Annotated in this window: 15 protein-coding genes; 3 read left to right on the top strand and 12 right to left on the bottom strand. The window is 37.2% G+C overall.

Translation table 11 applies throughout. The features are described from left to right. The first annotated feature begins 83 nt into the window (after positions 1 to 83). On the top strand, positions 84 to 506 hold the full coding sequence (locus WKH56_RS28190; protein ID WP_013056563.1) for a CBS domain-containing protein: 423 nt from the start codon (positions 84 to 86) through the stop codon (positions 504 to 506). 65 nt (positions 507 to 571) lie between these two features. Beyond that, positions 572 to 697 (top strand): hypothetical protein, encoded by a 126-nt coding sequence (locus tag WKH56_RS28185; RefSeq protein ID WP_013056562.1) that lies wholly within the window; start codon positions 572 to 574, stop codon positions 695 to 697. A 62-nt stretch (positions 698 to 759) separates the two neighbouring features. On the opposite strand, the gene WKH56_RS28180 is transcribed toward WKH56_RS28185, so the two are convergent. Next, positions 760 to 1,815: an aldose epimerase family protein gene (locus WKH56_RS28180; RefSeq protein ID WP_221833545.1), complete on the bottom strand. Its 1,056-nt coding sequence runs from the start codon at positions 1,813 to 1,815 to the stop codon at positions 760 to 762. Between the two features lie 189 nt (positions 1,816 to 2,004). Further along, positions 2,005 to 2,529 (bottom strand): DinB family protein, encoded by a 525-nt coding sequence (locus WKH56_RS28175; protein WP_221833547.1) that lies wholly within the window; start codon positions 2,527 to 2,529, stop codon positions 2,005 to 2,007. 301 nt (positions 2,530 to 2,830) lie between these two features. On the opposite strand from WKH56_RS28175, the gene WKH56_RS28170 reads away from it, so the two are divergent. Next, complete coding sequence (locus WKH56_RS28170) at positions 2,831 to 3,724, top strand: sigma-70 RNA polymerase sigma factor region 4 domain-containing protein (RefSeq protein WP_063247221.1); 894 nt, start codon at positions 2,831 to 2,833, stop codon at positions 3,722 to 3,724. A gap of 63 nt (positions 3,725 to 3,787) precedes the next feature. Here the strand turns inward: WKH56_RS28170 and fsa are convergent, their stop codons facing one another. The 10 genes from fsa to dapA all read right to left on the bottom strand — a co-directional run bounded on the left by fsa (position 3,788) and on the right by dapA (position 14,509). After that, positions 3,788 to 4,456: a fructose-6-phosphate aldolase gene (gene fsa, locus WKH56_RS28165; protein ID WP_013082751.1), complete on the bottom strand. Its 669-nt coding sequence runs from the start codon at positions 4,454 to 4,456 to the stop codon at positions 3,788 to 3,790. Positions 4,457 to 4,516: 60 nt separating this feature from the next. Beyond that, positions 4,517 to 5,026: a hypothetical protein gene (locus tag WKH56_RS28160; protein WP_063247220.1), complete on the bottom strand. Its 510-nt coding sequence runs from the start codon at positions 5,024 to 5,026 to the stop codon at positions 4,517 to 4,519. 256 nt (positions 5,027 to 5,282) lie between these two features. Further along, the gene (locus WKH56_RS28155) at positions 5,283 to 6,185 is read right to left on the bottom strand and encodes an AEC family transporter (RefSeq protein ID WP_168760648.1); all 903 of its coding nucleotides are present in this window, start codon (positions 6,183 to 6,185) and stop codon (positions 5,283 to 5,285) included. A gap of 80 nt (positions 6,186 to 6,265) precedes the next feature. Next, entirely contained in the window at positions 6,266 to 7,012 is a 747-nt protein-coding gene (locus WKH56_RS28150) for an SDR family NAD(P)-dependent oxidoreductase (protein ID WP_033578703.1), read from the bottom strand. Between the two features lie 29 nt (positions 7,013 to 7,041). Beyond that, complete coding sequence (locus WKH56_RS28145) at positions 7,042 to 8,235, bottom strand: sialidase family protein (protein ID WP_168760647.1); 1,194 nt, start codon at positions 8,233 to 8,235, stop codon at positions 7,042 to 7,044. Positions 8,236 to 8,280: 45 nt separating this feature from the next. Next, positions 8,281 to 9,705, bottom strand: coding sequence for a sodium:solute symporter family protein (locus WKH56_RS28140; RefSeq protein ID WP_342837127.1), 1,425 nt, complete (start codon positions 9,703 to 9,705; stop codon positions 8,281 to 8,283). 323 nt (positions 9,706 to 10,028) lie between these two features. Continuing rightward, on the bottom strand, positions 10,029 to 11,042 hold the full coding sequence (gene pdxA / locus WKH56_RS28135) for a 4-hydroxythreonine-4-phosphate dehydrogenase PdxA (protein ID WP_168760646.1): 1,014 nt from the start codon (positions 11,040 to 11,042) through the stop codon (positions 10,029 to 10,031). Between the two features lie 44 nt (positions 11,043 to 11,086). Beyond that, on the bottom strand, positions 11,087 to 12,400 hold the full coding sequence (locus WKH56_RS28130) for a four-carbon acid sugar kinase family protein (RefSeq protein WP_034264664.1): 1,314 nt from the start codon (positions 12,398 to 12,400) through the stop codon (positions 11,087 to 11,089). A gap of 17 nt (positions 12,401 to 12,417) precedes the next feature. Beyond that, a complete protein-coding gene (locus WKH56_RS28125; RefSeq protein WP_221833696.1) occupies positions 12,418 to 13,584 on the bottom strand; it encodes an iron-containing alcohol dehydrogenase in 1,167 nt (388 codons plus the stop codon). 34 nt (positions 13,585 to 13,618) lie between these two features. Then, positions 13,619 to 14,509 (bottom strand): 4-hydroxy-tetrahydrodipicolinate synthase, encoded by an 891-nt coding sequence (gene dapA, locus WKH56_RS28120; protein WP_221833549.1) that lies wholly within the window; start codon positions 14,507 to 14,509, stop codon positions 13,619 to 13,621. Positions 14,510 to 14,543 lie beyond the last annotated feature (34 nt).

Genomic DNA, 14,543 nt, shown 5'->3' with positions numbered 1-14,543 from the left:
TCAGGAAATTATTGATTCTCATATTCTGCATGTGCATGGAGAAAATACGGAGGTGAATGTTTAATTAAAAGGAGGAATTAAAAATGACTACAGTACGTGAAGTTATGACTAAAGATGTGAAAGCTTGTGCACCGCACGACCCAGTAACAGCTGCAGCAAAATTAATGCGTGATATTAATTGTGGGTCTGTGCCAGTGTGTCAAGAAAATCGAGTAATGGGAATGATCACAGACCGTGATATCGTGTTAAACTGCGTGGCGGATGGAAAAGATTGCAACACTGTGCATTGCCATGATTGTATGACTAAAGATGTGATTACTTGTTCTCCAGATACGGATATTCATGAATGTGCACGTATGATGGCCGATCATCAAATTCGCCGCATTATTGTAGTGGAGAATAATAATATGGTTGGAATCTGTGCAATCGGTGACCTTGCGACCGTGAACGTATATGTTGATGAAGCCGGTGCAGCATTAAGCGAAATTTCTAATCAAGTTCATTAAAACTTTTTAGCATATAAATCCTTAATGTTTGTACAAAATAACCCTGTCTGCAAGGAGGTGCTAATATGCCAAATTTAAACGATAACAAATTTAAAAAGATTCAGTCTGAGAGTCAAAAGCAAGGAAAGTCTCAAGAAGAATATGCGGCTGAGCTTGACGCTAATCGTGCAAAAAGCCAAAAGAAAAAGTAAGAATAAAAAAGGATTACAATCGGCAGAGGCTCGTTTGTAATCCTTTTTATCATTCCGTTTTGTTACAGGCTGCAATCAGTTATAAATGTATAGTGAGTAGATGCTTCATATTTCTCACCAGGCTTTAATACACAAGAAGGAAAATGCTTATGATGAATAGCGTCTGGTAAACCTTGTGTTTCCAAGCAAACACCGAGGTATTTCTCTGAGTGAACCCCTCTAATTTCAAATTCTTCGTCTAGATGATTTCCCGTATAGAGAACAACTGAAGGCTGATCCGTTTTGACTTCTATTTTGCGACCGCTTGCTGGATCAAATAATGACATCTGATTTTCAGCTTCTGCTTCTAAAAGAAATGGATGATCGTATCCTTTACCAACTAATACATTTTGCGGATGTGTAGATTCCACTCCTTCCTTGAGGCTATGTCCTTCTCTAAAATCAAATGGGGTATCTGTGACACTTATCGTTTCTCCAGTAGGTAAAAGATCATCATTCAGCTCTAAGAATTCGTTACTTTTCAGCTTTAAAACATGATCTAAGACCGTTTCCTTTAGATTTCCGCTTAAATTGAAATACGTATGGTTTGTTAAATTGATAAGAGTGTCTTGATCTGTTGTTCCTTCGTAAGAGATATGAAACTCATTTTTATTAGTCAACGTATACGTAACTTTCACTTCAAGATTGCCAGGGTACCCTTCTTCTCCGTCTTTACTTACATATGTAAATTCAATACCTACGTGATCACTTGCCTCGATTGTTTTTGCATGCCATATTTTGTGGCTAAACCCTTCTGAACCGCCATGCAAATGGTTATTTCCTTCATTTTTCTCTAGACGATAGGTTTCATCATTAAGCTGAAACTCCGCTCCCCCTATACGTCCTGCTACGCGTCCGACCACAGCTCCGAAATAAGGAGAATACTTTTGGTATTCTTCTATTGAATCAAATCCCAAGACAACACTTTCAATCTTCCCTTCAGAATCCGGCATTTCAATATTTGATATCACACATCCATAGTCAAGGCAGGTGATTTTAAGCCCTTCATCATTTAATAAGGTATAAGCATGTACAGCTTGATTGTTTAGTTCGCCAAATTTCTCAAAATTCACTTTCATTTTTAATCAGTCCAATCCTCTTTTTATTCGTAAATTGCTTAACGGACCCTACATGTTATACACATGGGATATGTTCTTATAGTTCCCTCTGCAATCTTTCCTGAATCTTCATTATTCTCATTTTATTGTAATCGTGTACATTTCCTAATTCAAGCTTCAATGATAAAGGCTGGCTACTGTTTGTCATTCCTATTTCTTTAGTATTCCTAAGTATTCTTCCCAAGGTCCTACATCTTCTCTGTATCGTTCTGCCATTACTCGAATAATTTGGGCAATATGCGTTAAATCGTGAGCAACCCAAGTCGAGAGCAACTCTCTGACTTTTACTTCCCCAAACTCCGGGTGTTCTCCTCTCACTTCAAGATGCTTTTCAGGCTTAATTAACAGTTTTAGTTGTTGTAAATTCTGCATTCTTATCATGTTGAATTCAAGAAGCTTTTCTTCAATAGAACTAGTAGATTCCTTGTTTAAATGAGCATAGCGATCAAATGGAGGGAAAGCTCCTCCTTTTCCTTCTTGAAGGATGAATTTTAGCCTTGGTATCCAATTGTTTTTTTCTGCTTCTATTAAATGTTCTATTACTTCCGAGGTACTCCAAGTTCCTTCTCCTTCATTACATTGCAGCCACCCTGCAGATAGACCCGACAAAAGTTTTTCAAGCGTCTTAGGCGTACGCTCAAGTATTTCGGTCGCTTCTTTTAAATTAAAATTCATGCTCATTCCCCTTTCTCAACGTAATGATGCTGAGCTGTCAGTTATGTAAAAATTCTTGCGATTCTAGTCAATTTTACCACAATTGACTTTTATTAAAGGAAGGAGCTAATCTTCTACTTACTTTAATGCTTACTAAAACAAAAACAGAACACACGTTTGGTTTTTCTGTAGAAATATGATAAAATATATACAGGTTAGAATGCAGTGAGTATCAGTCTGAATGGGTACTGCTCATTCGTAAAATAGATTGCTAGCAACTTTTTCATCTTGAGCTTTTCGTTTGAATTGGAGTGAGACAACAGTGAGTAAAAATCAAAAGCGATGGACAAAAGAAGAAGATAAATTTCTTATCCAACACTATGGCGTTATGACGCTTCAAAAGATGGGTGAGCATTTACATAGAAGTAAGGAATCGGTTAATAAACGGCTTACTCGATTAAATCTTCGAGCTTCAGATACCGCTTTACGTAAAAAGTGGACGCCGAAACAAGATGCTTTTTTACAGCAGAACATTGATATCATGAACAACCGTGAAATGGCACACTCCTTAGACAGAAGTCCTTCTTCTATTGCTACGCGCATAAAAGTTTTGGGTTTAACTCGAAAAACTGCGATGCGAAGATGGACCGTACAAGAAGACGAATATTTGCTAAGGTATTACGGAATAAAACCTCTTTCGCGCATATCAGCGAAATTGCAGCGAAGTGTGCAGGCACTAGAATCGAGGTTAAGTCGTTTAGAGGTGTATGGAGCTAAATCGCACGTAGGACATATCACAGCGTGTGAGCTAGCAGCCTGCCTCGAAGTAGATGTTCATACAATTTACAAGTGGATTCATAAAGAGAATCTACCGTATAAAATGATCATCGCCAAGACAAGAACATTCATGGGAATTGACATTCAATCTTTTTGGAAGTGGGCTGAACAAAATAAATCGTGCCTTAACTTTTTTAAAATACCTAAAAATACGCTTATTCCAGAACCAGCGTGGGTGGATAAACAAAGAAAGCTAGACTATGTCAAGCGCCCTAAATACGAGCATAAAAAGTGGACAGCAGAAGAAGATGCTAAATTGTGGCGTATGTTTTATCAGGAAAAGCGCAATCAGCGAGAAATTGGGCAGCTGCTCGGGCGTTCAAGAAATAGCGTGCAGCGCCGCTTAGAGCGGCTACGTAAAAAGAAACTAGCGAGTTAAACGAAAAAAAGCTTGGGATAAGCTATGCTTATCCCAAGCTTTTTTTTTTGATATGACTTTTTGTTAAGCTTTAACTGCTTTTTCCCAATCTGCTGCAAATTTTTCCATTCCTTGGTCAGTTAACGGGTGTTTTGCTAATTGCTCAATAACAGCGTATGGAATTGTGGCAATATGAGCCCCTGCAAGTGCTACGCGCGTTACATGATCCGGGTGTCTTACAGATGCGGCGATAATTTGAGAGTCGATGTTTTGAACGCGGAATAACTCAGCAATTTTAGATACCAGCTGTACTCCGTCTTCTGAAATATCATCAAGACGTCCTAAAAATGGAGAAACATACGTCGCTCCAGCACGAGCTGCTAAAAGCGCTTGGTTTACTGTAAAGATTAGGGTTACATTTGTTTTTACGCCTTTTTTTGCAAGGTAGCGCGTCGCTTCCAAGCCAGCTAATGTCATAGGCAGCTTAATCGTAATGTTTTTATCTCCATCGTTAATTTTAATCAGTTCTTCAGCTTGAGCGATCATGTCTTCAGCAGAAAGTGCGTCAGGCGTTACCTCAGCGGAAACGGATTCAACCTCCGGTACCATTTGAAGAATTTCTTCGATGCGGTCTTCAAATCTTACGCCTTCTTTTGCTACTAAAGATGGATTGGTTGTTACACCTGCTAGAACACCAACTTTATATGCTTTCTTAATATCCTCAAGGTTTGCTGTATCAATAAAAAATTTCATCTCACTATTCCTCCTTATTGTTGTACATCAATCTGCATTTCAGCGTACGCGAACTATAGCCTAGCCAATTTGCTGCAGCGCATATAGATTTTCTATAGAAGCGTTTTCAATCTCTTTTGCAGTTAATACCTTTAGTTTTTCTAAAAATTGTATAGCGTCCACGCGGTCTTCGATGTCTTCCTCTGTACGAATATTCTCCGTTTTAATCTGATGGATACATTCGTTGATGACTTCTTTATACGCATTCGTTTGGATAAACCATTCTGCTAATAGCGTTTTTGTTGCTTCTCTTTCTTCTTTACTTTTAACTGCAAACAAACTCTCTGTTTCCGTTTCACTCAGCATAAGGCTGCTAAAATCGTGATTCATACAAAGCCAGAAATAACCTTTTTGGCTATCGTAATACTTTCCTTCTCTTAAAAGAAAATACTTGATTCCAAATTTAATTTTATGAGATTGATTCTCTGAACTTGGCATATGAATTTCTTTTATTTCTACGCTTTCTGATACATCCAGATATGTTTCTAAACCGTACTTTGTATTCACTACTTTTGCATCCAATATGTCCATTCTCATTCTCCCTTTCTCAAGTTCTATTTATTTTTATAAAAAAACAGAGGTCTGATTTTATGTAATAACAAATCCAGTTTTTGTGGATGTTTTTCTTAACCAACCGACATGTTTTACTGTTTACGCTTTCATTATATATCAGATTATTCGAAAAATCATCAAAAACAATCAAATTCATTCAAAAAAAGTCATAAAATCGTAAAAAGTAGTCAAAAAAGTTCATATGACATAAAAATTACGTAGTCATAAAAGATTTTCACAATACAATTGTAAAAATTAGGGGTAAAGTAGCTAAACTCAACGATGTACTAATAAGCGTTGCACTTGAAACAAATTCTGGCTCAGTATCAAATTGCAGCGCATACATGGTCGTGTTTGCTGCTGTTGGCATAGCGGCCGTAATAATCATAATCTGTTTAACCATGTCATCAACTGGAAGAAACAAAGTAAGTAAATAAGCAACGGTAGGAGAAATGATCAGTTTAATTATAAGCGATAAAGAAACTTTGCTTTTGGCTAAATTTTTAACTGATATTTTTGCCAGCTGCATGCCGAGTACAATCATAACCGTAGGAATTGCTGCATTCGCAACTAAATCTACCGCTTCGAGGACTGATTTCCCTAAATGAATATTGGAAAATTGAAAAAAAGCTCCCAAAAAGGCGCTATATATAGCAGGCATGCGCTGAACAGCACGAATAGCTGAACGTATACCATTTCCTTCTGCACTTCCTTTTGCGGCGTAGTAGACTCCAATTGTACACATTGCCAGCTGTTGAATAACCATTAAAATGATTGCACAGTCAAGCCCTGAAACTCCAAAGATTAGTAAAACCACAGGAGTACCGTAATTCCCATTGTTCATAAAAGAAGAGGCTAATATCATTCCGCATGTCTCTCGAGTGGAATACTTCTGAATAAACGCCACAATATATACAACTATAATTAAAGTAAAACAAAGGGCAAACGTATAAAAAGCAAGATATAAATAATCCACCTGAAATTTTGTCGTATAAAACGTTCTAAAAACTAATATCGGAGACATTAAATAAAGCGCCATGGTGGATATCGCTTTTGTATCGAACCCTATTTTCTTTTGCCCAATAAAACCTAGTGTAAATATGCCGAAAATAGGTAATAGGATTGTTAAAAATTCCATTTTAATCACCTGTTTATATTCTATTCTTTAGAGAAACAATTGAAAAGCCTAGATAGTCAACTCTCTAGGCTTTTCATTCCCTAATTCATGTACGTTCCGCCATTCACATTAATAGATTCACCCGTTATAAAATCAGACATACTTGAAGCTAAAAACAAAACGCTTTCCCCAACATTTTGAGGAGTTCCTAACTTATTTAACGGAATTCGCTTTGTTACTTCTTTCCTGTATTCATCTGTCCATTGATTGCTCATGTCAGTTTCTACAGGACCTGGACATACAGCATTTACAAAAATATTATGATGCGCCATTTCTAAAGCTAAATGCATCGTAAGGTAGTTAACTGCAGCTTTTGAAGCTCCGTAAGATGGCGCTGCATTTCTATGCGCTGTTTTGGCTGTTGTAGAACTTACATTGACAATTTTCCCATAGTTTCGCTCTATCATATAAGGTAAGACGGCTTTACAGAAATATAAAGTTCCATTCAAATTAACATCTAATACCTTTTTCCAATCATCCAAAGTCATTTCTAATGTTGAGCTGCGCATATTGATACCCGCATTATTTATTAAAATATCAATTTTTCCAAAACGCTCTACAGCAGCTCTTACAACCTCGGTTGCAACATTTGGATCTGCTACGTCCCCAGCTTTTACAATACATTCTCTACCTAAGTCCTCAACCTGTAAAGCTAATTCATTTAATAAAGTCTGATTCGTACCGTGTATAACTAATGAGGCACCATTTTTAGCTAAAGTTAAAGCGATAGCCTTTCCAATACCTCTACTAGCTCCTGTAATAATCGCAATCTTGTTTTCCAACAGCATACTTTATCCCTCCGAAGTATATGAAGCTATTAAGACTTTATGAATTCTTCTGACACACATACATATTTAATAGCTTGTCTAAAATACGTAAAAGCGATATGAATTTTTCCATCAGCGCTTTGTTTAATAGAAGGATATGAGTATTCTCTATTTAATTTTTCTTTTGAATTATTGGTCATTGCATAGCCATCCCCTATTTCAATATCCTTTTTATATGGCCATGTTCTACCTCCATCTTCTGAAATCGCAACTGTCATCGGTGCTCTAGGTGCTCCCCAAAATGCTTGTCTGCCTTCATCATCTTTTTCAGGCGTATCTTGATTAGCAGACAGAATATCCGTACCCTCTTCATCTTCAATTTCATCATAAAGCGACAGCCTGCGCTCCGTACAATTATCGGCGTTCATATTGTTAAAAATTAGCGCTAAATGCCCGTTATTTAATTTTGTGAATTGAATAGAAGAATTGTTATTAGGTAACTGCGTTGGAATGGGCTCGCTCCACGTTTTCCCGTAATCAGTTGAACGGCTGCTATAAATATGATCAGCCCAGCGGCTGCGGAATAATGCTAAAAGCGTACCATCATCTAATTTTTCAATATTCATATGAACACACCCTAAGCTATTAGGCACTTCATACTCTTCCCAAGACTCACCTTGATCTTTTGAGATTTTCACCGCGCTTATATCTTTATTTCCTGTCCACTTTTGTCCCGGAGGCGTAATGCAATAGAAAACAGGTAAAAGCCAATCACCGTTATCTAATACAACAATAGGCTGTCGAATAAAAGTACCTGGCTGATCAAATAAAGTCTCAATAGGTCCCCACGAATAGCCTTCATCTTCCGAAATACGATATCTTACAATCGCTGTGTCTTGATTACCGGATTTTTGTGCCGTGTACAATAACCATAATTTATTGTCTGGAGCACGAAATAAAATGGGGTTTTGCTCAGAACGAGCGGGATCATCTGAAAGTTTTACAGCTTTACTCCATTCTTTTTGGCCTTTTTTAAGTCTTGATAGATAAATGTGAATGTCGGCTATTCCCTCTTGTGTGCCGCCAAACCAAGTGCATAACAGGTCACCGTTGTCTAACACAAGTAAATTAGAAGCATGATTTTGTATACAATCAGAGGGAATATATGCCTCTACATGTTCCAATCCGTCTGGACACATTTTTAATTTTCCATCTGCTACAATAGTCGTTGATTGATTACTCATTACATATCTCTCCTTTTAACGTATTAACGTAAACTAAGCTATTTTCTACTTTGCATCTATATATTCTACAGTATTGGATTCAGTATTTTCAGACTTTTTATCTTTTCCACCGATAAATCGGTCAATTACCATCACAATAAATGGTGTAATGACAGCGACATACATATTGTCAATACCAAAAGGGTTTCCTAGCAAATACCATACAGTTGTGAAAATACCGGACATTGCTAAGCCGATAGTTGCACCTCGGTTTGAACTAAAAAATGGAAGATAAAATCCCATTGCAGCTACCACAGCAATAGATGTTCTCAATGCACGAGTGAAAAAAGATAAAGTTAATAGTTCTGGGGCTAAAACCACACCAAGTAAAGGAATGATACCAACAACTACAGAAATAATTCGAGTCATCTTCATCTGTTGTTCTGGAGATGGTTTAGCTTTTGGAACATAAAAATCGTCAACAATTAATGTTGTTGTAGCTAAAGCCACGGTTGAAACCCCAACGAAAATGGATGCTACTAAGGAAGTTGCTACAATTGCTGTTAATACTGGATTCATATGTTCTAAGAATACTGGAAACGCATAGATAGGATCGATATTTGGATACAAATATCGTGCACATACCCCAATCACTCCGATTGCCAATGCAAGCGGCAAGCATAATAGTGCTGCATATAAACTTGATTTTTTAGCTGCTTTTGCACTTTTTGACGACGTAATGGCTTGAATAATAAATTGTGTAGAGAAAATAGCTCCCATATTCCCGATAAGCCATGCAAAAATAGTCCCTCCACCAATCGTTCCATCCCATGTAAAGTAGCTTTTTGGCAGTTCGTGCACGATAGGCTTGAACCCACCGCAAAGGTACAATGCCACTCCTACTGTGATCAAGACACCCGCATATTTCACGAATGAGTGAAGAATGGTTACCCAAGCAACCCCTTTCATTCCCCCAAATGTAAAATAAAATGTACTGACAATGGCTGTAATAATAGCACATGTCATTAATGGTAAACCTAACAAAGAAGCAATGGCCGCAGAACCACTCAAGTAGTTTCCTAGATTCACAAGTAAAAGAGCCGCTATCATAATAATTGATACAACCGTTTTTGTAGATCTTCCTAATTTTTGCTCAATTATACCGGAAATAGTATATTTTCCAGTCCCATAAAATTTATTAACCAAAAAGAATGAAAAGAGGAAAAAAGCAATTGTTACCGTAATAAGTGACCAAGAAGCCGCGATACCACCAGTAAATGATGATTCAGCAGTCCCTACTGTTGATTTCGTGCCGATAAACTCTGACATTAATAAGATTCCAACTACAAGCGCAGGCAATGTTTTGGCTGCGTTATTAAATTCCGCGCTGGATTTACTTCTTAATCTCATTGTTAACCATGTTGTAAATAGAATATATACAACAATTACTGCTAAAACAAAAACCAGGCTTGAAGGATTTAATGCTTTCATTATAGATTTCCTCCTATAATAACAACAGAATTTTGATATATGTCGATAAAACTTTCAATATTTTAGGATTTATTTTTCTCAATGCTTCTACCATTTTTTCTGTTCTAAAAAGATTCATTGGTCAGTAGTCAAACGTTTTATGCAGACATTTATTAAGCGCTTTCATTTGTGTTCTGTGAAGAAGCAATAAAACATTACCAAATATAACTCACTGTCTTCGGAGTTCTTTAATTACAATTCATATTATTACTACTATACTCATAGTAAAAGATGTTCAAATTCCTCCGAAGACATTTTATAAAAAATTGATAACAACGCCACTTTTAAAACTTATTTAAAACCTTTTTAGGTGATAGCTCAGCAGCTGATTGAAGAGCAGCTAACATACTTCTTTCATCAGCAATTCCTTTTCCTGCGATATCAAATGCTGTACCGTGATCGACAGAAGTGCGAATAACGCCGCCGTTTAAACCAACTGTGATGTTGACACCCTCTTCTAACCCTAGGACTTTAATAGGCACATGTCCCTGATCGTGATAACAAGCGATGACAATATCGAAATCTCCGCGAACTGCACGGAAAAATAGCGTATCCGCAGGGTATGGACCTGTAACATTTATCCCTTCAGAAGCTGCAATTTGAATACCAGGAATTAGTTTTTCTTCCTCTTCTCCTTCTCCAAATAAACCGTTCTCTCCAGCGTGAGGATTAATTCCGCAAACGGCAATTCGCGGGTTTTTATACCCTGCGCGACTTAATGTTTCATGAGCAAGTTTGATAACGGTGTATGTTCGTTCCGGTGTAATAGCATCTATTGCTTTTTTTAATCCTACATGAGTAGTAAGGTGGATGACTTTTAGCTTTGGTGAAGATAACATCATGGAATAATCCTTTGTATTCGTAAGCTCTGCCAAAATTTCAGTATGGCCAGGGTAAGTGTAGCCGCCTTTATGTAACGCTTCTTTATTTAAAGGTGCCGTACAAATGGCCTGTATCTCTTGCTGCTTTGCTAATTCAATCGCTTTTTTAATAAATTTAAACGCTGCGCTCCCAGCTAATGATGAGATTTCTCCAACTGGAAGATCTTCCGGCACTAAGTCCAAATGCAGACAATCAATTACGCCATGAGTAAATTCTCCTTGATTTACCTCGTTAACGCGATGGACAGTTAACGAGGTTCGTGTCATTTGGATCGCTCTTTCTACTATCTTAGCGTCTCCCACAACAATAGGACGACAAGCTTCATAAACCGATGGATCTGCTAGTGCTTTTACAATAACTTCTGGACCTACTCCAGCTGCATCGCCCATTGTAATTCCGATGACAGGTTTCATCATATGCCTCCTTTAAAATTCACTTCCATTTTTATTGCACTGTTTAATTATTTGCTTAATCTTACAGAGGGTTCCCAAACATCTTTTTTCCCCTGCAGCTTCGATTTAGCTTTAAGCATAGCTACATCTGTACCAAAACTTCCTGCTTTCGTTACAGCAAAAATCTCTCTTTTATAATCTAACTTGCCAAGCGGTATACCAGGCTCCACCTCGTCAACCAAATGAAGTCTATGAACCTGTAATTGACTTAACACTTGTTGAGCCGTGTCTCCTCCTGTAAGAAAAAGATTAGTAATAGTACATTGATTAATTAGATCTACAGCTACTTCTCCCATGGCCATTGAAATATAGTCACTTATTTCAATAGCGCTATAGCCTTGTTTTTTACCAATCTCTTGTGTTTCTTTTACTTCTTCTGAAGAGAATAAAGCAATACTTTTTCCTGTTTTCAGAAATGTTAAGGCCCTCTCTATTACCTGATCTATTTCTTTTTGTCTGGAAACACCGTCTAAAATGATTTTTGATGGGTTCATTTCTACACTAATGGTATCAGAGTATAGTAATAGTTGGTTCAGCTGATTTCTTCCAACTTTACTTACGCTTCCAATAACAAATAGCACGGGTTGATCATTTCTTAGAAAACTGACTTTCTTTGTGGATGGCTGTAGTCCATAAGCTTGAGGTAAATAGTTAATTAATCCGCTTGAACCGGACCATACAACAGAAAATTCCGTCTTTTTTATCGTTTCAACGAGACATTTAAGATCTGATTCATGAATTGAATCTACTGTGATGTATGAAATGTTTTGATTTTTGTATGCTTTAAGCTTTTTGAAGATAAATTCATATCCTGCATGAAGATCTTTGTACGAAAGATGGCCCACTTCCTTTTGCGCTTGGTTTTTAACCAGTCGGGCAATTAAAGAATCCTTTACGGGAGTTTTAGGATCGTTCGCTACTTCAGTTTCATCTAAACGTTTTTGATTCAAAAAATGTACGCCGTTAATCACTTGTCTTCCGGCGTTTGGAAAGGCTGGAGCGATAAAAACAAAATCAGGTTGAAATACGTCGTACACAGCATTAATTTCTTGTCCGATATTGCCTCTCATTGTAGAGTCAATTTTTTTGTAAATAACATCAAATGTTTCACCTTGAATTCTTTCACAAACGTTTTTAACTCTTTCGTAAGCCTCTTTCCCTGAAACAGCGCGGCTATCCGTATTAAATATAAAAGCTTCTTTTTTACTTAAATTACTATTGTCATCGGTTAAAACGACAGAAACATCTAACCCATAACGAACTAATTGTCCTCCGCAATCACTTGCGCCTGTTAAATCATCAGAAATAACGGATATTTTCATAGAATGTCATCACCTTTTTAAACAAGTAATTTACGGTAAATTCCTTCCATATCTTTCAAACTTACTTCTTTAGGATTATTATTTAATAATCGCGTTACTTTTGAAGCGGAAAGAGCTAGCTCTGGAACATCTTCTTCCTTTACTCCATATTCTTTTAGATTTTGTGGGATTTCTAAAACGTTTGTCCACTCTACAATACGATTTACTACTTTTTGAGCTACTTCCGTCTTTGAAAAACCCTCTATTTTAATTCCCATAGGCTCAGCTACGAGGAACAATCGATCTTCAATGGCATCCATGTTAAACTCCATCACATGGGGTAAAAGCATCGAATTAGCTACACCGTGAGGAATTTTAAATTTTCCGCCTAGCGGATATGCTAATGCATGAACCGCAGCAGTACCTGCACTTGTTAAAGCCATTCCGCCGTACATAGAACCTACAAGCATTTTTTCTCTCGCCTCGACCGAATTCCCATTTTGATAAGCTTCTATAATACTAGACGAGATGAGACGAATTGATTCTAATGCAACCATATCGCTTATTAAATTTGATTTATTTGAAATAAATGATTCTAATGAGTGAGTAAATGCATCCATCCCGGTTGCAGCTGTGATAGGTCTTGGCAAACTTAATGTTAGAACTGGATCGAGTACCACTAATTTAGGCAGTAAATACTTACTTACGATTCCAATCTTCAATTCTTCATCGGGCAGTGTAACAATCGCATTAGGCGTTACTTCCGAACCTGTTCCTGAAGTAGTTGGAATTAAGATAGTTGGTGTACCTGGGTTTTTAACTAAATCTGTACCTAATAGTTCACGGATAGATTGGTTATTTGTTTGTAAGACTGAAAGAATTTTTGTTGCATCCAGCACGCTTCCTCCACCAAATCCAATTAATACATCATACTGTTCTTTGCTAATGGCTTGAAAAACTTCTTCAATGTTTTCAACCGTTGGCTCTGGAAGAACATCAATATTCACATAGGCTGATACGCCTTTGTCAGATAAATGATGAATAAGCTTCTCGACAAAACCTAACCTTTTCATCGATGGTTGAGTAATAATTAAGGCTGACTTGACCTCTGTACCTAATAGAGAAAGGTATTCTCCTACTTTTTCAATTGAATTTGGTCCTGCGATAAGATGATTTGCTGTTTGAAATTGATAAAGCTTTTGCATCATTTTAACCTCTTTCCCTTATAGTTAGTTTATTTTAAAGTGCATTCTGTTTTTTATAGCCCGCAACCATTTCTTTTACCTTTTCAAGTCCCTCTCCTGATAGTTCAGAGACTGGCAGTTTAGGAGGGCCTACCGGAATTCCATATAGTTCTACAGCTTTTTTCAAAGCCGATGGAAGCGTACCGTATTGGAATGTGTCTCGAAGAGGCTGTAATTTTTTTTGAGCTTCTTCCGCTTCGTTATTAAATCCCTTTAACCAGCTGGCGTAAATAGATACGACAATATCAGGGACCATATTTGCAGTTGCTGCAACTGCTCCTACTCCTCCTGCTTCTAAGGTCTTTAGTATTAAAGAATCCGTTCCCGCAAACACGGAAAAGTCTTTGTCTTTTGTTACATGAATATAGTTTTTAATATTTTCGAAGCTGCCGCTGCTATCTTTAATTCCTACTATATTAGGAACGTCTGCTAGCTTGGCGACAGTATCGGGCTCTAAGCTCATTCCCGTTTTTGAAGGGATATTGTATAAAAGAACTGGTAATGATGTTTCTTCTGCTATTTGCTGAAAATGAACGATCACTTCTTCTTGAGTTGGTGTAACAAAGTAAGGAGTAATAACAGAAAGAGCATTTGCTCCAAGGTTTTCCATCTGCTTTGATAATTCAATAACTTCTTCTGTACTGTTCCCTCCCGTACCAACAATTACGGGGATTCTTCCTTTGACCTCATCAATGATCACTTGAGCAATTTTTAATTTCTCTTCTTTTGTGAAGAGATGAAATTCACCATTTGTTCCTAAAGCAAAAATGCCATGGACACCTGATTCAATAAGATGACTAGTTAATTGACGCAGTACCGGTTCGTTTATTTTCTGCTCTTTTGTTAAAGGCGTTAATAACGCTGGAATAATTCCTTTTAACTCCATATTCCTTCCTCCCTACACTATCTATTTGAATTTA

It is taken from the genome of Priestia sp. SB1, from assembly GCF_038898415.1.
This window is presented reverse-complemented; position numbering and strand designations above follow the sequence as displayed.

Bases quoted from the DNA above. Each gene is read 5' to 3' on its own strand.
- fsa (WP_013082751.1), bottom strand. From the start codon at position 4,456: ATGAAATTTTTTATTGATACAGCAAACCTTGAGGATATTAAGAAAGCA.
- WKH56_RS28180 (WP_221833545.1), bottom strand. From the start codon at position 1,815: ATGAAAGTGAATTTTGAGAAATTTGGCGAACTAAACAATCAAGCTGTA.
- pdxA (WP_168760646.1), bottom strand. From the start codon at position 11,042: ATGATGAAACCTGTCATCGGAATTACAATGGGCGATGCAGCTGGAGTA.
- WKH56_RS28160 (WP_063247220.1), bottom strand. From the start codon at position 5,026: ATGGACATATTGGATGCAAAAGTAGTGAATACAAAGTACGGTTTAGAA.
- WKH56_RS28150 (WP_033578703.1), bottom strand. From the start codon at position 7,012: ATGCTGTTGGAAAACAAGATTGCGATTATTACAGGAGCTAGTAGAGGT.
- WKH56_RS28125 (WP_221833696.1), bottom strand. From the start codon at position 13,584: ATGCAAAAGCTTTATCAATTTCAAACAGCAAATCATCTTATCGCAGGA.
- WKH56_RS28140 (WP_342837127.1), bottom strand. From the start codon at position 9,705: ATGAAAGCATTAAATCCTTCAAGCCTGGTTTTTGTTTTAGCAGTAATT.
- WKH56_RS28130 (WP_034264664.1), bottom strand. From the start codon at position 12,400: ATGAAAATATCCGTTATTTCTGATGATTTAACAGGCGCAAGTGATTGC.
- WKH56_RS28185 (WP_013056562.1), top strand. From the start codon at position 572: ATGCCAAATTTAAACGATAACAAATTTAAAAAGATTCAGTCTGAGAGT.
- WKH56_RS28155 (WP_168760648.1), bottom strand. From the start codon at position 6,185: ATGGAATTTTTAACAATCCTATTACCTATTTTCGGCATATTTACACTA.
- dapA (WP_221833549.1), bottom strand. From the start codon at position 14,509: ATGGAGTTAAAAGGAATTATTCCAGCGTTATTAACGCCTTTAACAAAA.
- WKH56_RS28190 (WP_013056563.1), top strand. From the start codon at position 84: ATGACTACAGTACGTGAAGTTATGACTAAAGATGTGAAAGCTTGTGCA.
- WKH56_RS28175 (WP_221833547.1), bottom strand. From the start codon at position 2,529: ATGAATTTTAATTTAAAAGAAGCGACCGAAATACTTGAGCGTACGCCT.
- WKH56_RS28145 (WP_168760647.1), bottom strand. From the start codon at position 8,235: ATGAGTAATCAATCAACGACTATTGTAGCAGATGGAAAATTAAAAATG.